Genomic DNA, 25,743 nt, shown 5'->3' with positions numbered 1-25,743 from the left:
GGGACACGGATTCCACCCTGTGAGATTTCTCTCAGGTCACGGGCCCTCTCGGTCCCGAAATGGCAACCGCCCCGCTCCGAGTGGACCACTCGGAGCGGGGCGGTTGGGGTGTCAGATCACCGGATGAAGGGCAACGGGGGCAGGGTGACGCCGTCCGGCAGCCCCACCTCGTAGTCGCCGAGCGAACCCGTGGTGACGATGGCCGCGTTGGCGGCGACCGCGACCCCACCCTGGGCGCCCGGCTCACCACCGCGACCGTTGGGCGTGACCGGACCCGGAGCAGGCGGAGCCTCGGGGACAGCCACCGGCGCGGGCGGCATCATCCCGGGCAGCGGCGGCAGGGCCAGTCCGAGATCCATGACGGACTGCCCGATCATCGGGGCGGCGGCGATCGAACCGCCGATGAGGACCACCGGGAGCAGGATGGGCAGCGAACCGACCGCTGAACCGACCGTCGAGCCCAGCGGGGCGAGTGACGCCGTCAGGGAACCGATCGGTGCGAGGGAGCCCTCCACCGAACCCGGCTCCAGGGAGCCCATCGGGAGCGACCCCTCCAACGACCCCTCGTCGAGGGAACCGGGCTCCAGCGAACCCTCCAGGGAGCCGTCCAACGACCCGGCCTCGGACCCCGCTGAAAGCGGAGCGAGCGACCCGGCGACCGACGCGAGGGGAAGGGCCAGTGAGCCCTCGAGGGAGCCCTCATCCGACCCGGCGTCCGAGCCCGCGGACAGCGGCTCCAACGACCCGGGCTCCAGCGAGCCCTCCAACGAACCCTCCTCCAGCGAACCGGGCTCCAGCGAGCCCTCCAGGGAGCCCTCATCCGACCCGGCGTCCGAGCCCGCGGACAGCGGCGCGAGCGAACCGGGCTCGAGCGAGCCCTCACCCGCCTCGGACCCCGCCGAGCCGACCTCCAACAGCAGGGTGAGCGCGGCGAGCGAGCCGCCCTCCCCGGAACCCGCGGACAGCGGCTCCAGCGAACCGGGCTCGAGTGAACCGGGCTCGAGCGAGCCCTCCAACGAACCCTCGTCCAGTGAACCGGGCTCGAGGGAGCCCTCCAGCGAGCCCTCGTCGGACCCGGCATCCGACCCCGCCGACAGCGGGGCGAGCGAACCGGGATTCAGCGAACCCTCCGCCGAACCCTCGTCCAGTGAACCGGGATCCAGCGAACCGGGCTCCAATGATCCGGGCTCCAACGAACCGGGATTCAGGGACCCGGGATCCAATGAGCCGTCCGCTGACCCGCCCTCTCCGGAGCCCGCGGAGCCGAGCAGCAGTTCGAGATTCAACCCGAGCCCGGCCTCGAGAGAACCGTCCTGGGCGTGGGCGACCGCCGGAGCGCCGGCCGCGGTGAGAAGAGCCGCGCCGGCAACGGCCGCAGCACGGATGTGTAGTGCTCGTTTCGATGTCATGTTCGGTCCTCAATCTGGTGGGTGTCGCCACACGGGATCGCTAGCACCGATCCCCCTGCCTGGTATGCACATCGTGAAATCTCAGGATAGTGTTACTTCCATCACAGATCCACCGGTGTGGCTGTTTTCTCTCGTCGACGTCGTCGCATGTTCGCCATGGCCACCTAGGCTCGCCGGGTGACCACCGCTCCAGACGCCCCGTCGCCCCTGAACGGGCCGCTCCGAAGCCGGCCGCTCCGCCGGATGGCGGACGGGACGGTCAAGCAGATCAACCCCTTCACCGGAACCGAGGTCTGGACGGTCCCGGGCCGCAGCCACCGCCCGGTCGACCACTCCCCCGGCGAGGTCCGCCCGGTGGACCCGGCCGAACCGGAGGCGCACTGCGCGTTCTGCGTGTCCCGCCTGCGCGAGACCACTCCGGAGAAATCACGGCTGGTGCGCGCCGGCGACTCGTGGAAGACGCTCGACCGGGTGGCCGCGCACGAGCTCGACCTCACGACGCCCGAGTTCCGGCTCTTCGGCAACCTCTTCGAGATCGTCTCGCTGGATTACTGGAGAACGGTCCACGGGTACCGGATCACGTCCCGGGCCGCCGCGCACCAGACCGCCTATCTCGGAACCGAGGAGGGCGCCGACCACGTCCGCGCTCTGGTCCGCACCAGGATCGCCGCCGCGCAGGGGGATCCGGCGGACGTCGAGGCCATGACGCCCGCGGAGCTGGCCGCCCACTCCGAGAGCTTCTTCGGCGGCTGCCACGACGTCGTGGTGGCCCGCCGCCACCTCACCGAGGGCGCCACCACCACGGACCGCCACGCCTCCTCCGGTTGCCTCGACCCGGACGAGCACCGGCAGTTCATCGCCTTCACCGTCCGCGCCATGCGGAACCTGTACAGCGACAACCCCCATGCCCGCTACGTGTCGGTGTTCCAGAACTGGCTGCAGCCCGCGGGCGCGTCGTTCGCACACCTGCACAAGCAGCTCGTGGCGATCGACGAGGTCCCGGCGAAGACCGGTCGCGAGGTGGCCGCCCTCGCCTCGGAGCCGGACCTCTACAACACCTTCGGGGTCGACCACGCGGCCTCGGAGGGGCTGGTACTGGCGGCCAACGAGCACGCGGTGGCCGTGGTCGGGGTGGGGCACCGCTATCCCGCCCTCGTCATCTATTCGCGCTCCGCCGCGAGCGAGCCCTGGGAGCACTCCCCGGACGAGCTCCGCGGGGTCGCCGATCTTCTGCACGCCTGCCACGCGGCAACGGGCCCACTCGTGCCCACCAACGAGGAATGGCACACCCGGCCGCCGGGGGTCGTCGCGGCGATGCCGTGGCGCATCGTGCTCAAGTGGCGGATCTCGACCCCCGCCGGGTTCGAGGGGGCGACCGGGATCTACGTCAACACGATCGACCCGTGGGCCCTGCGCGATCGGGTCGCGCCGCGGTTGGTCGAACTGCGTGACTCGGGTCGCATCGCCGACATCGCGCTCGGGCCGGAGTGCGGGGACCTGCGGGGGTCGCTGCGCTACCGGTGAGGCCGGGCGGGGAACGGGACCGGATCGACGACGACGAGGTGGTGACGACGAGGTGGTGACGACAAGGTGGTCAGGCGAGCACCGGGGGCGCCCAGCCTAGATCGCGCGTCGCGCCCGACCCCGGGGGAGTCTGGCGGCGGTGGCCTCACGGATGCCCGGTACGGAGGCGGGGATCACGACGGGCCCGGAGAGCGACGGATCGAGCAGCATAGCCGTGGGGGTCTCCTCCGAGCCCATGTTGATGCGGCGGCAGAGCTCGTAGGCGTCCTCGTCCCGCCAGATGTTGACCCAGTGCACCTCGAGCCCCTCACGGGCGGCCCGCCGCCGCAGCGCGGAGGAGTACGGGCACCCGGGACGCCACAGCACCACCACGGCGTGCTCCACGCAGGAGCTGCGTACCGACTGCAGGGGCTCGTGACCGGTGACCCTGAGCGGCGAGTTCCACAGGGCCACCACCGCGGTCACCGCCAACACCAGCAGCGCCGGTGCCGCGCCATGACCGAACCCCACGAGGGTCCAGGCGAGCGCGCACCCCACGGCCACGACGGCCGCAGGGCCGAACCAGTGGCCGGGGACGATCTCGCGCCCCGCCCGGGCGAAGGGGTGTGTCACGCGGACGACCATACGCGTCCGGGATCCCGGTCCGCCCATGCATTGACCGAATTGTGATGCGTCCACGATCAGCTCTCCGCCTGTCGTCCGTGGCGGTAGCGTCGGAGCGATGACGGACTCGCGCCCGCCGACCCCGGCCCCGCCGACCAGCACCCGGAAGATCCGCGACCTCACGGGACCAGGGATCACCACCGCGTTCGGCATGGAGGGGACCGATCTGGGAATCACCGCCAGGACGCCCTCCGGACGCCTGCTGGCCGTGTTCGGCGACACCTTCGCGGGTGCGGGGATGGGCGCCCCCCATGTGGGGCGTCCCCACCCAGGGATCGCCGAGTGCTCCCCCACCACCGACGAGCGGCCGGGGCCGGGCAACCCCGACTGGCGGTCCCCCGTCGGCCTGTTCGCCGACGACGCCGACCCGGGCGGGGGCCTGGTGTGGACCGGTGCGGCCGGTCCCGGCCCCCCGGACTACGCGGGGCAACTCATCGACTACGTCCACGGCCGGGGCTGTTCCACCGTTCTCCCCGGCGACGTCCTGACTCTCGGCGACACGATGTATCTCCACGTCATGGTCAACGAGGGGCTGGGGACGGTCACCCGGACGGAGATCCACCGCTCGGTCGACGACGGGAGCACCTGGGAGCCGACCGGTGTCACGTTCTCCCCCCGGCTCGAGGGCGGTCACCGCCAGCTGTGGACGTGGGAGACCGGCGGGGACGGATTCGTCGACGTCATGTCGACCGGGTTCCAGCGGGACAAGGGGGTCATCCTCATGCGGGTCCGCGAGGAGCACCTGGCGGACCCGGGCGTCAACGGGTGGCAGACGTGGGGTTACCGCGAGGGCGCCTGGGACTGGGGCAACCCCACGACCATCGTGCTGCCGGGCCGCATCGGCGAGATGTACCTGCGGCGGTGCGAGGACTTCTGGACCCTCACCTACTTCGACGCCGAGCACTATCGGATCGACTGCCTCACCTTCCCGCACATCGGCGCCGACCTGCTGGACAGGTCGGTGACCACCCACACCACTCTCCTGCACGGCTGCGCCTGGGGCGACGAGTCCGACGGTTCCGATCCGGCCGCGGGCCCGGCACGCGTCGCCCAGCTCTACTGCGGCTGCCCGGTACCGGGGTCCACCCCCGAGGAGTGGCACGTCGTCGTGAGCCAGTGGAACACCCACGACTCGGCCGCGGGCCCCGCCGGATGGCCGTACCGCTCCATGCAGTTCGTGGGTTCCATCCCGCGCCCGCCGGGGACACGGGCCCGGGACCGACCCGCCGGGGGCGCGTAGGTCTCCGTTCGCTCAGGCCCAGGGCAGTGGCCCGAGGTTCCGTTCCGCCCAGCCCCGCACGGCGTCGGCGGAGCGGGGATCCAGTTCTGTGGTGTCCACCTCGATCGCGTCGGGCCAGGGCGCCAGATCCGCGAGTTGACTCCCGAGGACCTCCACGGTCGCCTCCGACGGGTCCGCGCCGGTGCGACCCCGCGCCTCGATCCGCCGGACCAGTTCCCCGTGGGGAGCCGTGCACGAGACCTCCACGAGCTCGGCGTGGGCGTCGGCGGCAACGGTCTCGGCCTCGGCGCGGCGGCGAGGGACCAGCCAGGTGGCGTCCAGGACCACACTGCGCCCGAGCGCGAGCAGTTCCCCGGCCCGGTCCAGCATCCGGGCATAGACGGCGGAGACCGCCTCCTCCGAGTACCGTCCGACCGGGCCCGCGCTGGCGTCGGAGAGGAGCACATCGGAGCGGAGCACATCGGAGCGGAGCAACTCGGCCCCCAGTGACTCGGCCAGCGGCGCGGCCAGCGTCGACTTGCCCGACCCCGACACCCCTCCCACCAGGACCAACCGGACGCGGGCGCGCAGGAGGGCGTCGACGGCCCGGTCCGCCAGCTCCAGGGCGTGCCGCGCGTCCGCCCCACCGCTCCCGGACTGCTCGGCGCGGATCGCGGTGACCTTGGACCGGACCAGCGCGCGGTACCCGATGTAGTGGTGCACGAGAGACGACGGTGCGTCATCCCCCGAGAAGCTCCGATACGCCCCGAGGAAGGCCTCGGCGAGGTCCCGCGCCCCCACCCTGTCGAGATCCATGGCCAGGAACCCGGCGTCGAGCATGGCGTCCCCGAACCTGAGCCGGTCGTCGAACTCGAGGCAGTCGATGACCCGGGGTCCGTCGTCCTCCAGGTAGATGTCGGCCGCGAGCAGGTCCCCGTGGCCGTCGACCACCCGGCCCGCATCGACGCGTGCCCGCAGGAGTCGCTCCCTCCCGCGGAGGTACTCCCCCGCGAGCCATTCCACGTCGTCGACGATCTCCGGTGCGTCCTCGCCCACGCTGAGACGCCGCAGGTGTCCGATCGACTCCCGCCACAACCCGGCCACGGCGTCCGCGGTGCCCACCGCGTCGATCTCCTTCGAGCGGGGACTCGCGGCGTGGAGGTGATCGAGCTGCCGGGCCACCTCCCGCACGCCCGCCAGGAGGTCGGGATCGTCGGGGCGGCCGGTCCCCGAGGCCCGCGACCGCACCAGCGAGTCCAGGCTCCGTCCGGCGGGGAGTCGGCGCATCCGGACCACGTGGTCGATCACCTCGCCGTCGGGACCACGCACCTCGAGGACACCGTCGTACACGTCCGGCGCCAGGCGACTGTTGAGCTCGACCTCCCGCCGGCTCTGTTCGGCGCGGGCCCCGACCGTCGAGTTGTCGAGGAACCCCAGATCGATGTGCTTGCGCACTTTGTGAGCCTCGTCACCATAAAGCACGATGAGAGCGCTGTGCGTCTCGACGACGGCCGGCCCTCCGTCCGTCACCGGGTCGGCATCCGCGGGGGTGTCCATAACCCCAGCCTAGGCAGGCACGACAGTGTTCGCGGCCGTCCCGCGGAGTCGGCCGGATACGCCCCCCTCGCGTCCGGTGACCGGAGTGTTACCTCAAGGAACACTAAGCTTTTCGCCCCCCTGACAGCGCCGGAGTTCGCTTGTAGGGTCGCCGACGCACCTCGCTCCGATCGAGGTGTCCGCGATGAGAGACATCGGGGTCAATGAAGATGGGAGCTGTTCAGAACATGACGAACACCCACCGGAAGACCACCAACCGCACCTCCGCCAAGATTGCCGCCGTCGGCGCGTTCGGCATCGGTGCCGCCATCGCGTTCCCCGGCCTCGCCGCCGCCCAGGAGGCCCCCAGCGGCAGCCTCGAGGGCCTCGCGGGTGACACGGGCAGCCTCACGGAGATCGCGGGCGAGGACGGCAGCCTGGCCGACCTCGACCTCGGCACCGACCTCGCCGTCGACCTGGGCAGCCTCGCCTTCAACCTGAACCTCGGCGCCGAGGCGTCCAACCCGGGCTCGGTCGAGCTCGGTAGCCTCGGCGTCTCGCCGAACACCGGCAGCGACATCCTCGACAGCGGCTCGGCCGGGGCGACCGATGCCGGCACCGGCTCGCTGGACACCGGCTCGCTCGGCGGGGACACCGACACCGGCTCCGTCTCCGGCTCCGCCGACGAGGGCACCGACACCGGCTCCGTCTCCGGCTCCGCCGACGAGGGCACCGACACCGGCTCGCTGAGCGGCTCGCTCGCCGGGCTGAGCTCCGGCGCCGAGGCCGGGGCGGAGGTCGGCGTCGACGCGGGCCTGTTCGCCGGTTCGCTGGGCTGACACGCCCGCATCCCCTCACCCCGGATGCACTTCCACGGCCCGGGGTCGTGACTCCACAGGAGCCACGACCCCGGGCCGTCGTGTGTCCGCCGACACGATGGGGAATGATGCAGGGGTGACGATCGTCGTGGCATGCGGGGCCTTCAAGGGCTCTCTCACCGCTATCGAGGCATGCCATCACGCTGCCGAAGGGGCTCGCCGTGCCCACCCGGACACCGATGTGGTGGTCAGGCCGGTCGCTGACGGGGGCGGCGGCAGCCTCGAGGTGATGGTGGCCGGTGGCGCCCGCGAGGTCCGCGTGACCGCTTCCGGCCCCACCGGCGAGGCGGTCGAGACCTCGTTCGCCGCCATCGACCCGGACACCGCCTTCGTGGAGATGGCGGACGCCTGCGGGCTGCTCCGACTCCCCGGGGGCCGGATGCGGCCCCTCGAGTCCTCGAGCCGCGGCGTGGGCGAGGTCCTCCTGGCCGCGCTCCGTTCGGGTCGCGGCAACATCCACCTCGGCATCGGGGGCAGCGCCTCCACCGACGGCGGAACGGGGATGCTCTCCGCGTTGGGCGCCCGTTTCCTCGACTCCTCCGGAACAGAACTCCCCGACGGTGGCGGCGCGCTGGTCAACCTCGACCGCGTCGACCTGGACGGGATCGACCCCGCGGTCCGCGCCTCACGCATCCTCGTCGCCTGCGACGTCGACAACCCCCTGCTCGGGCCGCTGGGAGCGGCACGCGTATACGGCCCGCAGAAGGGGGCCTCCGCCGATCAGATCGAGGCCCTCGAGGCGGGACTGGCCCGCTTGGTCGAGGTATTGCGCGGCCAGGGACTCCAGGTGGATCCCGATGCACCGGGCTCCGGGGCGGCAGGGGGCGTGGGCTTCGCGGCCCGCGAACTGCTCGACGCGTCCCTGGATCCGGGATTCGAGGTCCTGGGCACCCTCACCGGCCTCGAGGACGTGGTGTCCGCCGCCGACCTGGTGGTGACCGGTGAGGGCCGGCTCGACGACCAGACCATGCACGGCAAGACCCCCATGGGAGTGGCGGCACTGTGTCGCTCACACGCAGTGCCCGTGGTGGCCGTGTGCGGACGTCTGGACCTGGGGGCCGACCGCGTGGCGGAGGCCGGGTTCGCGGCCGCGGCCGCTCTCACCGAGCGGGAGCCGGACCTCGCCAGGTCGATGGCCAACGCGGGCGCGCTGTTGGAGGACGTCGCCGCGGAGGTCGTCTCGCGCATCCTGCCCTGACGATGGTCCGCTCGCCTAGCGCTCCTACCGGGTGTCCGGCTGACCCGTGACGGTCACCGTGGCCGCGACGCGGTCGTCCACCGTCATCCACATCTGCAACCGGTGTCCGGACCGCCGACGCCGGATCGTCATCGTCGAACCCGGGACCACGGGGTGCGAGTACTCGATCACGACGCGGTGGCGCTGCCCCAGCAGGTCCGGGTGATCCATGAGTTCGTCCTCGACGGCGTCGAGGTAGGCGGCGTTGTTGACATGTTGGAGAAGGTCGAAATCCGTGCTGCGGAGGATGTGGGGTCGGTCCTCCGGCAGAGCCGGCCCGGGGATCCGGCGGGCGGGGGCGTGGTCATGGCGGCCCACCGCAGGCGGTGGGTCTCCGTGGTCGCCGAGAGGGTGGCGAAGCCCTCGTCACTGATGCGGGCGGGCACGCCGTGGGAGTTGACGTTGATCCAGAACGCCTCGGTCTCCACCAGTCCGCCGGGTCGCGGCCCGTCGTCGTCCGGGCCGGCCCGGTGCTCCGCCGTCAGGCGCACCCGCATGTTCGCCCACCGCGTGGACAGTCCGGAGCACCAGCGCTGGAGGTGAACGGTGGCCGGCCAGGAGATCGGCTCGATCACGTCGATCACGGTCCGCCGGACGATCCAGTACGGGTCGGTCCGCGCGTGACCGGTGGCCTCGAGATCGTCGCCCGCGACATCCTGGAGGTACCGGGCGATGCTGTCCAACCTCAGCCGGCGCAGGGGATCGACCTCGCCCGTGCGCACCGTACGGGAGGTGGAGTAGCCCGATTCGGCCGAGGGCGGAGGGGGAAGCGGCTGAAGGCCGTCATCCTGTACTGGGTCGTTCATGGGTGTGGTCCTCTCGCGTGTCCGGTCCGGGTGGGCGCGTCGCGCCCTTCCTGCGTCCCGCGACGGCTCGGCCACTGTAGACGTACTCCCACTGCGCCGCGGTCCCGGGCACGCCAGGCGGCGGGTGGTCCATGATGGGGACACCGACAGACCCCGGAGGTCGACATGCGCAAGTGGCTCCTCGGCGCCCCCGTCGCCGCCCTGGCCGCCGTCGCGGCCTCGGACCTGCGACAGACCAGGTACCCGATCCTGCGGAACTTCCCCGTCCTCGGGCACGCGCGGATGGCCCTGAGCTCCATCGGTCCCGAACTGCGCCAGTACATCGTGGCGGGCAACAACGAGGAGCGGCCGTTCACCCGGGATCAACGTGCCTGGATCCACGAGTCGGCGGAGGGACGGGCCACCACGTTCGGGTTCGGCACGGACAACAACGTCGAGTTCCTCGCGGGTTACCCGATCGTCAAACCGCGCACGTTCGCCGGGGTGACGGTGTCCGCCCACGCGCACTCCGCCGAGCAACTGCAACTCCCACCGGCCAAGGTCCTCGGCGTGGCCCGCGGACGGGCCCGCGCGTTCCGCCCCGAGTCCCTGGTGTCGATCTCCGGGATGAGCTACGGCGCGCTGTCAGCACCCGCTGTCGAGGCCCTCAACCGCGGCGCCGCTCTCGCGGGCGCTCTGCACAACACGGGCGAGGGTGGGCTGAGCCCGTACCACCAGAAGGGCGGCGACCTGGTCTTCCAGATCGGCACCGCCTATTTCGGGGTCCGCGACGCCGAAGGCCGACTCGACGTCGGCGCGCTCGTCGCCCTCACCGAGAAGCACCCGATCAGGGCGATCGAGATCAAGCTCAGCCAGGGCGCCAAACCCGGACTGGGCGGTCTGCTGCCCGCGGCCAAGGTCACGGCGGAGATCGGGCGGATCCGCGGCATCCCCACCGACCGCGAGTGTGCGAGCCCCTCCCGGCACACCGCCTTCCACGACGTGGACTCCATGCTCGACCTGGTGGAGGAGATCGCCGAGCGCACCGGCCTGCCGGTGGGCATCAAATCCGCCGTCGGCGAGCTGGACTTCTGGGAACAGCTGGCCTCCGCGATGGTCTCGCGGGAGCGCGGCGTCGACTTCATCACCATCGACGGTGGCGAGGGTGGCACCGGCGCCGCTCCACTCGTCTTCACCGACGCGGTGGCGCTGCCGTTCCGGTTGGGCTTCTCCCGCGTCTACCGGGTCTTCGCCGAGGCCGGACTCACCGACGACGTGGTGTTCGTGGGCTCGGGCAAGCTGGGCATCCCCGAGAACGCGGCGGTCGCGTTCGCGCTCGGTGTGGACATGATCGCCGTCGGCCGCGAGGCCATGCTCTCCATCGGCTGCATCCAGGCCCAGAAGTGCCACACCGACCGCTGCCCCACCGGGGTGGCCACGCAGAACCCGTGGCTGGTCCGCGGAGTCGACCCCACGAACAAGGCCGTGCGGTGCGCGGCCTACATCCGGTCGCTGCGGCGCGACCTCGTCAAGATCTCCGGTGCTGTCGGCGTGCCCCATCCGTCACTGATCGGCCCCGAGGACGTGGAGCTGGCCAACGGCACCCGGGACTCGACGACGCTCGCGGAGGTCTACGGATACCGCCCGGGGTGGGGACTGCCCGGCCCCGCCGACATCCGCCGGGTCACCGACCTCATGACCGCGAGCGGCGCCGCCGAGCACACCGCCGCCTATACGCCCCCCGGGCTCTGACCCACCCTTCCCCGCCCCTGCCCGCCATCGAAAAGAGCGTTCCGCGCAAATCTACTCGGCCGATGTGTGCGGAACGCTCTTCCCGACGGCTGCGGGCGGGGGCCCGGCGACTACGCCGACGGCTGCGGGCGCGGCCCGGCGACTACGCCGACGCGCCGGCCCTGAGCAGGCCGAGTTCGCGGTTGAGGTTGGCGTGCGCCTGCTTCTCCCAGGCGTCGCGGCCGGCCCGCGTCAGGAAGACCGATCTCCGCTCGAGCAGCGCCTCCAGGGAGGCGATCCGCCCGGCCACGAACCGCTCGCCCGGCACGTGCGCGAACTCGTGGCGGACGTCCTGCGTGTAGGTGTCGTACGTCTCCGGGTCGGCCCCCAGTACCGCGAGATCGGCATCGGAGAGCACCGCGCCGTTGAGGTCCCCGGCCTCGACCCGGTGCCCGCCCATGAGCCGCACGAGGCGCGCCACCTCGTCGACGGGGGCGGCCGGGTCGAGCGCCTTCTCGGTGAACGCCGCCGACTTGTCGTTGTTCTCCGACTCCGTGGGGTCGAACACCGCGGTGTGGAACCACGCGGCCAGCCGGACGGCGGTCCCGTCGAACGCCTCGCCGTCCGACTCCAGAGCGTCGACCGCACGCAGCACCGCGCGCAGGTGCGTCTCGTTGTGGTAGCGGCGCCGCGGTTCATTCCACCGCTCGAGCAGATCCGAGCGCAGCCCGGGTGTGAGGAACTCGACCTCGGCGTCGAGGGGATCAACGGCTGCCGGACGGTCGGTATCCATGTCCCGATGCTACCGCCGGACCCCGTCTCATCTGCGCGAATCACCAACTGCGGCACCACGACCGGCCCCCGCCGCGCCTACTCCTCCAGGTCCGCACCCGTGCGCGGCGGGAACGCCGCCAACGCCTCCTGCTCGGCCGCGTCGAACATCCGGGCGCGCGACAGGAACCGCTTGCCGGTCGGGTTCTCGAGACTGAACCCCGAGCCCCGGCCCGGGATGGCGTCCAACACCAACTGCGTGTGCTTCCAGGTCTCGAACTGTGTGCCGGAGATCCACACGCGCACCTGTGTCGCGCCGAGGTCGACCTCCCCGACGAGCACGTCGCGCTGTCCCACCCGGAACTCACCGTCGGGGTAACACATGGGTGCCGACCCGTCGCAGCACCCGCCCGACTGGTGGAACATCACCGGGCCGTGCCGGCCGACGAGCTCACGGATGAGTTCGGCGGCCGGCTCGGTGACCACGACGCGCGGCGGGAGACCGGGCGGCGCCCCCTCCGGCGGGAGGGCCCGCGCCGCGATGGGCACGCTCCCGCCGGAGGGGAGTCCGCAGACGTCGTCCATGGCCGGTCCTTCCTCCACTGATCCGTCGCGGCTCAGAAGAAGCCCTGCGGCTTGCCCGAGTAGCTCACCAGCAGGCACTTGGTCTGCTGGTAGTGGTCGAGCATCATGCGGTGGTTCTCGCGCCCGATGCCGGACTGCTTGTAACCGCCGAACGCCGCGTGAGCCGGGTACTGGTGGTAGGTGTTGGTCCACACCCGGCCGGCCTGGATGGTGCGCCCCGCCCGGTAGGCGGTGGTGCCGTTGCGCGACCACACGCCGGCGCCCAGGCCGTAGAGCGTGTCGTTGGCGATCATCATGGCGTCGTCGAAGTCGGTGAAGGAGCTCAGGGAGAGCACCGGCCCGAAGATCTCCTCCTGGAACAGCCGCATCTTGTTGTGGCCGCGGAACACGGTCGGCTGCACGTAGAAGCCGCCCGCGAGGTCGCCCTCGAGCTCCGCCCGCCCGCCGCCGGTGAGGACGTCCGCGCCCTCCTGCTTGCCGATGTCGATGTAGGACAGGATCTTCTCCAACTGGTCGTTGGACGCCTGCGCACCGAGCATCGTGTCGGTGTCGAGCGGATTGCCCTGCGTGATCTTGTTGGTCCGCTCGATCGCGAGCTCGCTGAACTCGTCGAAGACCGACCTCTGCACGAGCGCGCGCGAGGGGCACGTGCACACCTCGCCCTGGTTGAGGCCGAACATCGCGAAGCCCTCCAGCGCGGCCTGCCGGAAGTCGTCGTCGGCGTCCATGACGTCCTCGAAGAAGATGTTGGGGCTCTTGCCGCCCAGCTCGAGGGTCACCGGGATGAGGTTCTCCGACGCGTACTGCATGATCAGGCGCCCGGTGGTGGTCTCACCGGTGAAGGCGACCTTGCGGATCCGGGGGTTGGAGGCCAGCGGCTTGCCGGCCTCGGTGCCGAATCCGTTGACCACGTTCACGACGCCCGGCGGGAGCAGGTCGCCGATCACGGACATGAGGAACAGGATCGACGCCGGGGTCTGCTCGGCGGGCTTGAGCACCACGCAGTTGCCCGCGGCCAGGGCCGGGGCGAGCTTCCACACCGCCATGAGGACCGGGAAGTTCCACGGGATGATCTGGCCGACCACGCCGAGCGGCTCGTGGAAGTGGTACGCCACGGTGTCCTCGTCGATCTGCGAGATCCCGCCCTCCTGGGCGCGGATGCATCCGGCGAAGTAGCGGAAGTGATCGATCGCCAGCGGGATGTCGGCGGCCAGGCACTCACGGATCGGCTTGCCGTTGTCCCACGACTCGGCCAGCGCGATGGCCTCGAGGTTCTCCTCCATCCGGTCGGCGATCCGGAGCAGGACCAGCGACCGCTCGGCGGCGGAGGTGGCGTTCCAGCCGGGGGCCGCGGCCCACGCGGCGTCCAGGGCCGCCTCGATGTCCTCGGAGGTGCCGCGGCCGACCTCGCAGAAGACCTGGCCGGTGATCGGGGTGAGGTTCTCGAAGTACTCGCCCTTGACGGGTGCCACCCACTCGCCGCCGATGAAGTGCTCGTAGCGGCTCTCGTAGGACATCACCGAACCATCGGCGCCGGGCTGTGCGAAAACGGGCATCGTGCCCCTCCTTCTCCTCCGCGCGACCCCCGTGGTCGTCGCTGTGATGCAGAACACTATGCGCGGCGGGGTTGCAGCAACGTTGCACGACGAGCGGCGCCGGCCGATCGCGTGCGGCCACTACCCGACCGGGCAGGGTCCCGCCCGTTCGACCTGCCGGAATCCACCGGATCCTCTCGCCGCGGACCTCCTGCCCGCCCTACCGTCTGCCCCCATGGAGACCACAGCGACACGAGGGACGAGCCGGGCGATCTCGGCGATCCGGGGCGGGTCGGGCCGGCGCTTCGGGGCGTTCACCGTGATCGCCGACGACCGTCGGGTGCGGATCGGTCACGACCTCGACGACGACGAGGTCAGCGAGGCTCTGATCCCGGCCATGTCCCGCGATCTGCTCGCAACCAGGGTCCTGCACACCGTCGACGAGTTCCACCGGGCCGTGACCGCGCTCGTGACCTGCCGGGACGCGACCTGGGAGGAGTGCTGGTCCGCCTACTACCGGTCATCGATCGCGGCGCTGGCCGGCGGAGACTGCCCGTTCTCCCCCGTCCACGACCGGGCGGTGGCGGAGATGGTCGGCGACTCCGCGGTGGAGATCGGGTGTTGCTTCGGGTTCCTGTCCCTGCGGCTCGCCCGCGAGGGTGCCAGGACCATCGCCGTGGACCTCGACCCCGCCGTCCTCGGGTTGCTCCGGACCTGCGCACCCGTCGGCGCCGCCCTGCCCACGACCGTCTGCCTCGACGCCCGGACGACCCCCCTGGCCCCGGACGCCGCGGACACCGTCTACCTCGTCCACGTCCTCGAGCACCTGGACGAGGACGCCGGCTGGGACATGGTCCGCGACGCGCTCCGTCTGGCGCGGCGACGCCTGGTGATCGCCGTGCCCTTCGAGGCCGTCGCCGTGGCGCAGTACGGCCATGTCCGGACCTTCGACGTCCCCACGCTGACGGCACTCGCCGCCCGGATCGAGGCTGTCGGAGACGGCTGGGCTTCCGGTGTGCGGACCCGGGTCGACCAGCACCACGGCGGGTGGCTCGTGGTCGACAAGTGACGCGCCGACGTCGCCCCGTCGCCCCGTCGCCCCGTCGCCAAGAGCGTTCCGCACACGTTTGCCGAGAATAGGGTGCGCGGAACGCTCTTCTCGTTGGGCTGCCCGGTCCGTGGCGGGCCGCCGGGTTGGCGACTGGCGGAGCGGGGCGCCGACGACGGGCGGAGCGGGGGCGGTCAGAGCAGGCCCTGCCTACTGGCCACGTACACCGCCTCAGCGCGCCGTGAGACCTTGAGCTTGCGCAGGATGTTGCTGATGTGGAATTTGGCGGTGGTGGCCGAGATGAACAGCGCCTGACCGATCTCCTTGTTGGACATCCCCTCCGCCAGCAGTTTCAGGACCTCGATCTCCCGGGCCGACAGGGCCTCGGACGCCGAGCCCACGCCCTTGAGCGCGTCGAGCACCATGGACGCGGTCCGGGCGTCGAATGCGCTCTGCCCCGCCGAGACCGACCGGACGGTGGTCACCAGCTCGGTCACGTCCACGTTCTTGACCACGTATCCCCGGGCCCCCGCCCGGACCGCCCGCACGACGATCGCCTTGTCGAGGAACGTCGTGAGCACCAGGGGGGCCACGTCGGGGAACAGGTCGCGGACCGCCGCACAGACCCGCAACCCGTCGAGCTCGGAACCGCTGCCGAGTTTGAGGTCGATCACCGCGACGTCCGGACGGGTGGAGCGGATGACCTCCAGCGCCGCGTCCGCGGTCGACGCCTCACCGACCACCTCGAGGTCGGGCTCCCGCTCCAGCATCAACCGCAGGCCCTCACGCAGGACGGCGTGGTCGTCCACCAGGACCGTGCGGATCGTCGCCGGTGGGGTCGTGGGGCCGGTCGCCGGCGGGGTCATCGGGCGAGGGGTCATCGGGCCGGCCGCAGGTCGAGGCCGTTGACGCGGGGCGCCACCACCGTGATCGCCACCCCGCCCAGGTCGGACTCCGCGATGCCCAGTTCTCCTCCCACCAGCTCCGCCCTCTCCCTCATGTTGACCAGTCCCTGGCGCTCCGCGGGGGAACCGGTCCGCTCGCGCTCGAGCATGGCCCGCAGGTCCTCCGGCCGTCCCCCGCCGTCGTCCTCCACGGTCAGCACCACGGCTTCGTCACCGAAGTCCAGGGTCACCACCACGCCGTGCCCCCTCGAATGCCGCGCGGCGTTCGCGAGCGCCTCGCCGGCGATCCGGAGCAGTTCGTGCTCGATCCCGGGGGTCGTCGGGACCTCGCTGCCGAGCACCCGGACCTCGGTGGTCATGCTCGACGGGACGTGGAGGCGGCACAGGTCCTCGATCAGGCGGCTCAGCCGCCCGTCCCCGTCATCGATGGTGCGCAGGGCGTAAATAACGGACCGGAGCTGGTCGACGGCCTGGTCGGTCAGGTGCACCGCCTTCTCCAGCAGCGGTCGCTGCTGGTCGGCCCGCCCCACCGCGTCGAGTCCGAGTTGCAGGTGCATCCCCGCGCCGAGGACGAGCTGCGAGACGCTGTCGTGGAGTTCCCGGGCCATCCGCGACCGTTCCACGTCGAGGATCCGCTGGCGGTGCGCGGCGTCGAGTTCCCGGTGCGCCAATTCCAGTTCGGAGTTCCGCCGGGACAGCTCCACCACGTGCCCCCGGGCCTCCTCGTACGCCTCCTCCGCCCGCGCGAGCAACGTCTCCTGGTCCCGGAACAGGACGGAGTTGTGCAGTGCCACGGCCGCCTGCGCGGCGAGGATCCGCAGGACCACCGTGTCGATGTCGTCGGCCGGGCGGCCGGGGTGGCGCCAGGACGCCAGTCCCCCGATCACCCCGCCGTGCAGGATCAGCGGCACGGTCACCGCGTCGGGACCCCCGGCCTCCGCGACCTCGGTGGACCGGCCGCCGCGGAGGACCGCGAGCAGCACGTTGACCACACCCTTGGGCAGCCCCTCCGGCACCGGCGCCAGATCCCGCCCCTCGAACGCGACGAACCGCCCCTCGGGATCCACGATGACGTGCCGAGGCTCCACGGACGGGAGCTGACCGTCCCGGAGTGCGACCAGCGCCCACTCGGCGTCGAGCTGGTCGTAGGCGACCCTGAGGACGGACAGCATCAGCTCCTCGGGCCCCTCGGCGGTGCGCACCAGCGCGCCGGAGACCCGATCGAGCGCGTGCATGGAGCGGCGCAACCGCGACTCCGCCGCCCGGTACTGGTCGAAGAAGCTCCTCTTGACCGACCGCAGGCCCAGGAGGGAGTCCAGGTCAGTGGGTCCCTCGGTCATGACGCCTCCCGGTAGAGTCGCTCGACGTCCTCGAGGGTGACGGGACGCGGATTCGTGGCCATGCACAGATCGTCGAGCGCGTGCGCGGCCAACGTGGGGATGTCCTCGGCACGGACCCCCAGCTGCGCGAGCCCCGCCGGTATCCCGACCGCCTCCGCGAGGTCCCGGAAGCGATCCGCGACCCGGTCCGTGATCTGGCCGCCCCGGGACCCGACGACGACCCCGGCGGCGCGCGCCAGGTCCGCAATGCGGTCCGCGGGCATGACCATCCCGTTGTGCCGGACGACGTGGGACAGCAGGACCCCGTTGATCTGACCGTGGGAGGAGTCGTACCGGCCGCCCACCGGATGGCTCATCGCATGGACCGCCCCCAGGACGGCGTTGCTGAACGCCATCCCCGCCTCGAGCGACGCGAGCGCCATGTCCTCCAACTGCCCGTCGCCGTGCCTCTCGCCGCCCCCGAGCCTGTCGAGCGACCGCGCGCACAGCTCGACGGACCGCAGGGCGTGTGAGTCCGTCAACGGACCCGCCGCGCGCGAGAAGTACGCCTCCACCCCGTGCGAGAGCACGTCGATCGCCGTGGCCGCCCGCACGTCCTCGGGGACGGTGGCGTGGGTGGCGGGGTCGATGACCGTCACGTCCGGCACCAGCGAGCGACTGACGATGGTCACCTTGGTCCGTCGGTCCGAGTCGTTGACCACGCAGAACTGGGAGACGTCGGCACCGCTGCCGGCCGTCGTCGGCACGGCCACCACCGGGGGCAGCGGCAGCCGGACCCGGTCGACCCCCTCGTACTCGAGGACGTGCCCCCCGTTCGAGACGACCAGAGCCACCCCTTTGGCGGCGTCGATCACCGAGCCGCCGCCCACAGCCACGATGACGTCGCACCCCGAGGAGTGATAGGTCTGCGCGCCCTCGAGGATCTGGGACGCCCGCGGGTTCGGCCGGACGTCGGACCACACGACCGGCTCGGCACCCCGCGCCCTCAGCGCGTCGACGACCGTGCCCGGCCACGGGGTGAGTTCGAGCCACGGATCGGTGACGACGAGGGGACGCCGTGCGCCCAACCCCATGGCGGCGGTCGCGGCCTCGGGCAGGGCACCGAAGCCGAAGAGGATCTCCGGCGCGTGGAACTTGGCCACCCGGCCTTCCGACGACATGCCCACACGATAGGCCCGGGTCATGTCAGGCGAGCGAGCTTCCCAGCAGACCTGCCCGTTCGGACAGTTCCGCGGGATCGCGCGCGGTCACCACCCCGTCCAGGTGCCGGGCGTACTCGCTCAACCCACACGTGGGCCGGTTCCAGTACCTCCGGGCCTCCGGGGTGATCCACGCCATCCGGTGGGCCCGCCTGCTGATCCGTCCGACCAGGTCCTCCCGCGGATCCAGGCCGTTGCTCCGCCCGTCACCCACGACGAGGACCGAGGTCCGTGCGTCGATCAGGTCGCCGTGTCGGTCCAGCAGCTCGGCGAACATCCTCCCGTAGTCACTACTGGCCTCGAGGTCCAGACCGGGTGCGGCCAGCACGGTCGCCAACGCGTCCGGACCCGACGACGACAGGAGGTGGTCGGTCACGTCGACGGGTCGGTCGACGAAGGCGACCACGGAACACCTGTTGACCTTGCGGTGCAGGCTCTGGGCCAGGCGCAGCACGAATCCGGTGACGGGACGGACCGAGAGCGACACGTCGACGAGGATCAGGAGCTTGAGCGGCCCGGGGACCCGGGTCCGGTTCATGATGGTGAACGCCTCACCGTCCGTCGCCCAGGCCCGTCGCAGGGTGGAGCGCGAATCGAGCAGCCCGCGGGCGAACGGCCGGGAGCGCCGCCGGGGGGCGCCCCGGATCCGGCGCATCACCTCGTGTGACGCGCGCTCGAGGTCCCCGCCGTCGGACGCCTCCGGGCCCCCGTGGACCTCGTCGTCGTCGACACGACCGTCGGTGACGTCCTCCGCGAGGTTCCTCAGGAACTCCACGACCGCGTCGACGAACATCCCCACCTGCTCGCCCGCCGGGGCCCCGCCGTCGTCGGCGTGCCCCGCGTACACCTGTCGGGCGTCGTACCCGTCGAGGGTCCGCAGGACGTCGAGCGCGTCCGCCCAGTCCAACGACTCACCACTGGAGACCGAGATGGCGGAGGACCCCATCTCCCCCACCCGGTCCGACGACGCGCGGTCCACCTCGATCTCGTAGGTGACCGAGGACTGCCACCGCTCCGCCTCCTCCTCGACCGCGAACTCCTCCTCGCCCGTCGCGGTGGAGAAGTCGGAGTCGTCGTAGTGGATGTCCTCGTCGCGGCGGGCCGTCTCGTCGCCCTCGACCAGATCACCGATCTCGGCCGGGTCCAGGTCCGACGGGGTGAACGGCGAGGACCCGTCCGAGTCCAGTTCCAGCTCGTCGGGCAGTGCCCCCACCTGCGGGGCGTCGCCCCGGGCACCTCCGGAGTCCTCGGCCCGGGCCGCCAGCACACCGAGGAAGAAGCGGTCGAAGACCGCGTCGAAGCCCCGGTTCTCCCGCTGGTATTTGACCGTCACCGCACGGAGCGCCGGCCGCAGGACCTCGGGCCGGGAGGTCCCCACCAGTGCGAGGACCGTCCGCAGTTCGACCACCTCGGCCGGGGAGACCGCCACCCCTCGTTCTCTGAGCAGCCGCCCGAACGCCACGGAGACGATGTCGAGCACCTGCGGGGGCGAGACGTGGGACCTGTTCCCGGCCGTCATCGTCGTCCGGTCCCGCGCCCGGCCACGCCGCGGGCCCGGCCGGCCCCGAACGCGGCGGCGGTGGACGCCCCGGTCGCGTCGGCGGCCGCCCGCATGTCCCGACCGCCCCCCGCCGACTCCTCGCCCGGGGCCGCCCCACCGCCGAGCACGCCGCGCGCGACATCGTCGTCGGACCGGTACTTCAGGAGAGCGGCGGACAGGACCCAGCCCAGCTCCGGGCCGTCTCCACCCCACACCGACGCCGCGCGCGCCGCGTCCACCACCTCGGAGATCGACGGGGCCTTGCGCAGGGGCAGCTCGCGCAGTCGGCGGGCCCTTTCCACCACGTCGGCCGCCACCGACTCCGGCACCTCCGGTGCGCGGGACCGGACGATCTCCGTCTCCCGCGAGGCGTCCGGGAAGTCCACGTGGAAGTGCAGGCACCGGCGCTTGAGCGCACTGGACAGCTCCCGGGTGTCGTTCGAGGTGAGGACCACCCAGGGCGTCGTGCGTGCGCGGTAGGTGCCGAGCTCCGGGATCGTCACCTGCTTCTCCGCGAGCACCTCGAGCAGCATCGCCTCGAGCGACTCCTCCGTGCGGTCGATCTCGTCGATGAGCAGGACCACCGGGTCCTCGGACGTGATCGCCTCGAGCAACGGCCTGGCCACCAGGAAGTCCTCGCCGTGGATCCCCACCTCCATCTCCGCCAGCGCGGCCGAGGCGGCAGCGAGATCCTCGTGCACCTGCAGTTCCGCCGTGATCCGGTCCCGGAGCATCTGGACGTGGAGCAACTGCTTGGCGTAGTCCCACTCGTACAGCGCCCGGGCGTCGTCGAGCCCCTCGTAACACTGCAGACGGACCAACCGACGGCCGAACGCGGAGGCGAGCGACTTGGCCAGCTCGGTCTTCCCCACGCCGGCCGGCCCCTCCAGCAGCAGCGGCCTGTCGAGGACCGTCGCGAGGTGCACGACCGTCGCCAGCTCCCGGTCCACGATGTACCCCGTCCCGCGGAGGGCCTCCTGCAGGAGGTCGACGTCGATCACCGCGTCCGCGGGACCCACCTCGTCGGGGTGCTCCTCGATGACATCCATGGTCGGGCCCTTTCCTCACTGGGGATGGTGGTGTCCCCCGGGGGCGGGCGGGACGGATCCGCTCACCCGCCCCCGGGGACGTCCTGGTGGTGTGTCCCGCCGACCGGTCAGTACGACCCGGTCATGGCGTGCTCGACCATCGGGATCAGCGACTCGACCGTGGACTCACGCGGGTTGCCCGGGGTGCACGCGTCCCCCATCATGTGCTCGGCGATCCTGCGGACGTTCTCCGGCGAGGTGTCGATCCTGTCGCCCTTGCCCTTGTACTTGCCCGTGTCCATCTGGTTCTTCTCGTACAACCCGGGCGTGATCTGGCTGAAGTTGTCCGGGATACCGACGTCCTTCGACAACCGGATGGCGGCCTCCACCGCCGCGTCGGCGGCCTGGACGGTCGTCATGTTGCGGGTGTCCACGCCCATCTGCGGCGCGAGCTCGGCGTAGCGCTGGTAGCGGGACGGCAGGTTGTACTCCCACACCCGGGGCAGCGCGATGGCGTTGTTCAGACCGTGGTGCGTGTCGTAGTACGCGCTGATCGCGTGGGACATCGAGTGGATCATGCCCAGGCCTCCCGAGTTGAACGCCTGCGTCGCGATGTACTGCGCGTTCATCATGCCGGTCCGGGCCTCGAGGTTGCGGGGGTCGTACACGGCCGTCGTGAGGTTGTCCGCCACGAGCTTGGTCGCGTACAACGCGTTGCCCAGCGAGGGGGCGAAGTCGAGCCGGGACACGTACGGCTCCGAACAGTGCGCGAGGACGTCGAAGCCGCAGTACGCGGTGAAGTGCTGGGGGCAGGAGTAGTAGAGGAGCGGGTCGTCCATCGCCAGCGAGACCAGGCTGGCGTCGTCGAAGGCGACCCATTTGTGCGGGTGGTCCATGTCCGAGGTGTCCGTGATCACGTACGCCCACGAGGTCTCCGCGCCGGTGCCCGCCGTGGTGGACACCGCGATGTGCGGCGGGTTCTCGAAGTTGGTGGACTTGGAGAAGCCCTGGAACTCGTTGATGTCGCGGCCGTCGTGGGCGATGACCACGCGGGCGCCCTTGGCGGCGTCGTGGCTGGAGCCGCCGCCCACCGAGATGATGCCGTCGCACTTCTCCGAGTTGTAGAGCGCCGCGGCGTCCATGACGTTGTAGTCCTTGGGGTTCGACTCGACCTTGTCGAAGACCACGACGTCGAGTCCCTGGTACTCGATCTTGCCCTTGAGCTCCTCGATGATGCCCGAGCCGCGCAGTCCGGTGGTCATGATGAGGACCCGGGTCATCCCCAGCTTCTTGGCCTCCACACCGAGGATGTCGTGCGCACCCACCCCCAGCAGTGCCTTGGGGAGAGGGTGGAACTCCTTGATCGGCATGTCCCAGATCTGATTCAGTTCGATCGCCATCGTGCGCCTCCTGCTCGAGCGACCCCCACCATCGGCGGGGCGGTGAATGTGACACCGATCACTCTTGCCCGGCGGCCGCCCCGTCCGGAACAGCTACCGCGGGGTTCTGCCCACCCGGCGCACCGGGGACAGTCCGGATGGCACCGACCCACCTACCCGAGCGGACGGGTGGGGCCCGGTTCGGCGCCGACTGTCGCCTCCGCGCCCCTCACGCCCCGAAGCGCTGATCGAGGACACGACACCGCGCCTCCGCCGCCGCCACCGTGGAGGCGTCCGCGTACCGCGACCGGGCCAGGCTCCGCCACGCGGCGAGATCCTCACGCCCGGCGCCGCCGACCCAGGCCCTGAGCACGGGGAGACGGTCGGCGGACAGCACCGCGGCCCGCACCATCGAATGGACCTCGAGCCGCAGATCGGCCACCCCGGGCGCGTCCGACGCCGGCAGGAGCGGTCCCGGGTAGGAGGCGACCGCCCTCATGACGTCGCCGGCCCCGAGCGCGTCCGTGACCTCGCGGACGTCGGTGACCAGTGCACCCGGGGCCAGACGGTAGGGCCTCGACGCCACCACGTCCGGCCCGAACACGCGCCGGAGACGGGAGACCTCGGCGCGGACGCTGACCTCGTCCAGGCGGTCGTCGGCGAGGAGCTCGGCGAGCGCGCCGCCCGTCAGCCCCTCCGGATGCGCGTCGAGCAGCACGCAGATCTCCGCGTGCCTGCCGGTCAGGACCCGCCCGCCGACCCCGGAGCCCTCTCCGTCGATCACGCCGGCCCCCGCACCGAGAACGCGCAGCCTGAACCGCCCGCCCCCGGACCGGTCGACCCCGCCGCGACGGGGTACGACCAGGCCTGCGGCTGTGCGCAACTCCCCCTCCGCGAGCATCACCGTCGCCCGGATCAGCGCGAGCATCTGATCCGAGGCGGCACTGCTCGGGCCGGTCACGTCGATGAGCCCGATCAGCTCACCCGTCCCGGGGTCGTGGACCGGTGCCGCCGCGCAACTCCACTCGTGGGCCATCTCGAGATAGTGCTCGGACCCGCGGACCCGCACCTCCGTGTCGTGCCTGAGCGCGAGTCCCGGCGCGTTGGCCCCGACCGCCTCGTCCGTCCAGACCGCACCGGGGATGAACGCCATCGACTCCGCGCGGGACCTCACGCCCCGGTCACCGATCACCCGCAGCAACCGTCCCCGCTCGTCCGCGACGGCGACGATGTGCCCGCTGGAGACCACGCCCGGGACGAGGACCGACTCGACCACCGGGAGGACCGACGCCATCCGGTGCTCCGCCACGTGGCGGGAGAGGTCCGGGCCCTCCAACTCGACCGACGGCGCGACCACGGTGGGGTCGATACCCCGATGCCTGCTGCGCTCCCACGACTCGGCCACCAGCAGGCTCGCCGCGGGTCCCGTGCCCCCGAACATGACGCCAGTGTAACCCGTATCACAGTAACCGGGATCACGAACCTGACGGGGCCCTCATAAACGGATCTAAATAGACCGTGCTGAACACGGACGGCGGCCGACCCTCTACACTTGCCAGTGATACAGGCCACACATGACCTAAGGATCGCAATGACGACCGAGTTCGCCACCCCTCCCGTAACCAAGCCCTTCCCTGTCGAGAACCTCGGCCGGCTCGTGTTCAAGAACGCGGAGGAGGCCCCGAACGACGTCGCGGTACTGCGGCTCGTCGGGACCGACTGGAAAGAGGTCACCTGCGCCCAGTACCTCGAGGAGGTCAAGGGCGTGGCCAAGGGCCTCATCGCCCGGGGCGTCAAGCCCGGCGACCGCCTGGCCATCATGAGCCACACCCGCTACGAGTGGTCGCTCATCGCGTGGGCCTCCTGGGCCGTCGGCGCCGTCACCGTGCCGATCTACGAGACCTCCTCGTCGGGCCAGTGCGACTGGATCCTCACCGACTCCGGCGCGACCTTCGCCGTGGTCGAGAACCTCGAACTCCGCGAGGTGCTGACGTCCGGCACCGAGTGGAACGGCGACATCATGGTCATCGACAACGACCTGGTCGCCCAGCTCACCGCCGCGGGAGCGGACGTCACCGACGAGCAGCTCGAGCAGGCCTCGATGGCGACGGGCCACGAGGACCGGTGCGCCATCATCTACACCTCCGGCACCACGGGCAACCCCAAGGGCTGCGAGATCCTCCACGGCGGATTCGCCGGCGTCGTGATGTCGGTCGAAGAGCAGCTCAAGGACGCGTTCGTCCCCAACAGCCGCACCCTGATCTTCCTGCCGCTGGCCCACGTGCTGGCCCGCATCCTCGAGGTGGCCTGCTTCTACAAGCGCGTCGCCGTGGCCCACGAGCCCGACACGACCAAGGTCGTCGAGCGACTCGCGGAGATCCACCCGACCTTCCTCGTGTCGGTCCCGCGCGTGCTCGAGAAGGTCTACAACTCCGCCGCCGGCAAGGCCGAGGCCGCCGGTGGCGCCAAGGCCAAGATCTTCAAGGCCGCGGTGCAGACCGCGATCGACTACTCCACGGCCCTCGAGGGCGGCGGGAAGCCGTCCACGGGCCTGGCGCTCAAGCAGAAGCTGTTCTCCAAGCTCGTCTACTCGAAGCTGCACGACGCCCTGGGCGGCGAGTGCAACCGCATCATCTCCGGCGGCGGCCCCCTGGGCGCCCGTCTCGGCCACTTCTACCGTGGCGCGGGCTTCGACCTCCTCGAGGGCTACGGTCTCACCGAGTCCTCGGGAGTGCTCACCGTCAACCCGATCGGCCAGGCCAAGATCGGCACCGTCGGTCGTCCGATCCCGGGCGTGACCATCCAGATCGCCGACGACGGCGAGATCCTGGCCAAGGCCAAGACCCTGTTCAAGGGCTACTGGCAGAACCCGAAGGCCAACGAGGAGTCCTGGACCGGCGAGTGGTACCACACCGGCGACATCGGCGAGCTCGACTCGGACGGCTACCTCTCGATCACCGGCCGCAAGAAGGACCTCATCGTCACCGCGGGCGGCAAGAACGTCTCGCCGTCCCAGATGGAGGACCTCCTCTCGGCCGATCCCCTGATCAGCCAGGCAGTCGTAGTGGGCGACAACCGCAACTACATCGCCGCGCTGATCACCGTCGACCAGGAGACCTTCCCGGCGTGGCGGGACAAGCACGGCAAGACCGGAGAGGTGTCGGACCTGCTCCAGGACGGCGACCTGGTCGGCGCCATCCAGGACGCGGTGGACCAGGCCAACAAGTCCGTCTCCCGCGCCGAGTCCATCCGCAAGTTCAAGATCCTCGCGGCGGAGTTCTCGGTGGAGAGCGGTGAGCTCACCCCGACGCTCAAGCTCAAGCGCAACGTCGTGCACGACCGCTTCGGCAGCGAGATCGAGGCGCTCTACAGCGACAACTGAGCCCTCGACCGGGAGCGCCCGGGCCCCACGGGGTCCGGGCGCTCCCGTG

General features: G+C 71.2%; 21 protein-coding genes and 1 pseudogene. 7 read left to right on the top strand and 15 right to left on the bottom strand.

Annotation, left to right across the window (positions count from 1 at the left end):
• Positions 1–116: 116 nt before the first annotated feature.
• Complete coding sequence (locus ABIE38_RS08855) at positions 117–1,409, bottom strand: hypothetical protein (protein WP_354055467.1); 1,293 nt, start codon at positions 1,407–1,409, stop codon at positions 117–119.
• 207 nt (positions 1,410–1,616) lie between these two features.
• Here ABIE38_RS08855 and ABIE38_RS08850 point away from each other — a divergent pair, with 207 nt between their 5' ends.
• Positions 1,617–2,933 carry a DUF4921 family protein gene (locus ABIE38_RS08850; RefSeq protein ID WP_502914754.1) on the top strand — a complete coding sequence of 439 codons (1,317 nt, stop codon included), beginning with the start codon at positions 1,617–1,619 and terminating at the stop codon, positions 2,931–2,933.
• Between the two features lie 96 nt (positions 2,934–3,029).
• Here ABIE38_RS08850 and ABIE38_RS08845 read toward each other — a convergent pair whose 3' ends face one another.
• Positions 3,030–3,545: a thioredoxin domain-containing protein gene (locus ABIE38_RS08845; protein WP_354055463.1), complete on the bottom strand. Its 516-nt coding sequence runs from the start codon at positions 3,543–3,545 to the stop codon at positions 3,030–3,032.
• Between the two features lie 109 nt (positions 3,546–3,654).
• Between ABIE38_RS08845 and ABIE38_RS08840 the strand changes: the two genes are divergently transcribed.
• Entirely contained in the window at positions 3,655–4,836 is a 1,182-nt protein-coding gene (locus tag ABIE38_RS08840) for a DUF4185 domain-containing protein (RefSeq protein WP_354055462.1), read from the top strand.
• A 12-nt stretch (positions 4,837–4,848) separates the two neighbouring features.
• Here the strand turns inward: ABIE38_RS08840 and ABIE38_RS08835 are convergent, their stop codons facing one another.
• Complete coding sequence (locus ABIE38_RS08835; protein WP_354055460.1) at positions 4,849–6,372, bottom strand: bifunctional aminoglycoside phosphotransferase/ATP-binding protein; 1,524 nt, start codon at positions 6,370–6,372, stop codon at positions 4,849–4,851.
• 227 nt (positions 6,373–6,599) lie between these two features.
• On the opposite strand from ABIE38_RS08835, the gene ABIE38_RS08830 reads away from it, so the two are divergent.
• Positions 6,600–7,190, top strand: coding sequence for a hypothetical protein (locus ABIE38_RS08830; protein ID WP_354055458.1), 591 nt, complete (start codon positions 6,600–6,602; stop codon positions 7,188–7,190).
• 115 nt (positions 7,191–7,305) lie between these two features.
• Positions 7,306–8,427 carry a glycerate kinase gene (locus ABIE38_RS08825; protein WP_354055456.1) on the top strand — a complete coding sequence of 374 codons (1,122 nt, stop codon included), beginning with the start codon at positions 7,306–7,308 and terminating at the stop codon, positions 8,425–8,427.
• Positions 8,428–8,451: 24 nt separating this feature from the next.
• Here the strand turns inward: ABIE38_RS08825 and ABIE38_RS18110 are convergent, their stop codons facing one another.
• Together ABIE38_RS18110 and ABIE38_RS18105 are read right to left on the bottom strand one after the other, a co-directional pair.
• A complete protein-coding gene (locus ABIE38_RS18110) occupies positions 8,452–8,784 on the bottom strand; it encodes a hypothetical protein (RefSeq protein WP_502914746.1) in 333 nt (110 codons plus the stop codon).
• A 215-nt stretch (positions 8,785–8,999) separates the two neighbouring features.
• Positions 9,000–9,272 (bottom strand): annotated as a pseudogene (locus tag ABIE38_RS18105) (acyl-ACP thioesterase domain-containing protein); the annotation flags it as partial.
• A 165-nt stretch (positions 9,273–9,437) separates the two neighbouring features.
• Here ABIE38_RS18105 and ABIE38_RS08815 point away from each other — a divergent pair.
• On the top strand, positions 9,438–11,003 hold the full coding sequence (locus tag ABIE38_RS08815; RefSeq protein WP_354055455.1) for a glutamate synthase-related protein: 1,566 nt from the start codon (positions 9,438–9,440) through the stop codon (positions 11,001–11,003).
• A 142-nt stretch (positions 11,004–11,145) separates the two neighbouring features.
• On the opposite strand, the gene ABIE38_RS08810 is transcribed toward ABIE38_RS08815, so the two are convergent.
• From ABIE38_RS08810 to exaC, 3 genes are all read right to left on the bottom strand, one after another.
• Positions 11,146–11,775, bottom strand: a complete 630-nt coding sequence (locus tag ABIE38_RS08810; RefSeq protein WP_354055453.1) for an HD domain-containing protein — start codon at positions 11,773–11,775, stop codon at positions 11,146–11,148.
• A 77-nt stretch (positions 11,776–11,852) separates the two neighbouring features.
• On the bottom strand, positions 11,853–12,296 hold the full coding sequence (locus ABIE38_RS08805; protein ID WP_502914753.1) for a DUF779 domain-containing protein: 444 nt from the start codon (positions 12,294–12,296) through the stop codon (positions 11,853–11,855).
• A gap of 74 nt (positions 12,297–12,370) precedes the next feature.
• On the bottom strand, positions 12,371–13,894 hold the full coding sequence (exaC, locus tag ABIE38_RS08800) for an acetaldehyde dehydrogenase ExaC (RefSeq protein WP_354055450.1): 1,524 nt from the start codon (positions 13,892–13,894) through the stop codon (positions 12,371–12,373).
• 214 nt (positions 13,895–14,108) lie between these two features.
• On the opposite strand from exaC, the gene mftM reads away from it, so the two are divergent.
• Entirely contained in the window at positions 14,109–14,942 is an 834-nt protein-coding gene (gene mftM, locus ABIE38_RS08795; protein ID WP_354055448.1) for a mycofactocin oligosaccharide methyltransferase MftM, read from the top strand.
• Positions 14,943–15,115: 173 nt separating this feature from the next.
• Here the strand turns inward: mftM and ABIE38_RS08790 are convergent, their stop codons facing one another.
• The 7 genes from ABIE38_RS08790 to ABIE38_RS08760 form a co-directional block, all read right to left on the bottom strand.
• A complete protein-coding gene (locus ABIE38_RS08790; RefSeq protein ID WP_354055446.1) occupies positions 15,116–15,787 on the bottom strand; it encodes a MadR family response regulator transcription factor in 672 nt (223 codons plus the stop codon).
• Positions 15,788–15,798: 11 nt separating this feature from the next.
• On the bottom strand, positions 15,799–17,166 hold the full coding sequence (locus tag ABIE38_RS08785; RefSeq protein ID WP_354055444.1) for a GAF domain-containing sensor histidine kinase: 1,368 nt from the start codon (positions 17,164–17,166) through the stop codon (positions 15,799–15,801).
• Complete coding sequence (locus ABIE38_RS08780) at positions 17,163–18,326, bottom strand: iron-containing alcohol dehydrogenase (protein ID WP_354055443.1); 1,164 nt, start codon at positions 18,324–18,326, stop codon at positions 17,163–17,165. The genes ABIE38_RS08785 and ABIE38_RS08780 overlap by 4 nt, the downstream gene beginning before the upstream one ends.
• A 25-nt stretch (positions 18,327–18,351) precedes the next feature.
• Positions 18,352–19,884, bottom strand: coding sequence for a VWA domain-containing protein (locus tag ABIE38_RS08775; RefSeq protein ID WP_354055441.1), 1,533 nt, complete (start codon positions 19,882–19,884; stop codon positions 18,352–18,354).
• Positions 19,881–20,954, bottom strand: coding sequence for a MadB family AAA-type ATPase (locus ABIE38_RS08770; RefSeq protein WP_354055439.1), 1,074 nt, complete (start codon positions 20,952–20,954; stop codon positions 19,881–19,883). Before ABIE38_RS08770 ends, ABIE38_RS08775 begins: the two co-directional genes overlap by 4 nt.
• A gap of 107 nt (positions 20,955–21,061) precedes the next feature.
• Complete coding sequence (gene mdo, locus ABIE38_RS08765) at positions 21,062–22,333, bottom strand: NDMA-dependent methanol dehydrogenase (RefSeq protein ID WP_354055437.1); 1,272 nt, start codon at positions 22,331–22,333, stop codon at positions 21,062–21,064.
• A 208-nt stretch (positions 22,334–22,541) separates the two neighbouring features.
• Positions 22,542–23,753: a GAF domain-containing protein gene (locus ABIE38_RS08760; protein ID WP_354055436.1), complete on the bottom strand. Its 1,212-nt coding sequence runs from the start codon at positions 23,751–23,753 to the stop codon at positions 22,542–22,544.
• 150 nt (positions 23,754–23,903) lie between these two features.
• On the opposite strand from ABIE38_RS08760, the gene ABIE38_RS08755 reads away from it, so the two are divergent.
• On the top strand, positions 23,904–25,694 hold the full coding sequence (locus ABIE38_RS08755) for an AMP-dependent synthetase/ligase (RefSeq protein WP_354055434.1): 1,791 nt from the start codon (positions 23,904–23,906) through the stop codon (positions 25,692–25,694).
• Positions 25,695–25,743: the final 49 nt, after the last annotated feature.

It is taken from the genome of Dietzia sp. 2505, assembly GCF_040546785.1.
Lineage (GTDB): Bacteria > Actinomycetota > Actinomycetes > Mycobacteriales > Mycobacteriaceae > Dietzia.
The sequence above is the reverse complement of the archived record's forward strand: the minus strand, read 5'-3'. Positions and strand labels throughout refer to the sequence as shown.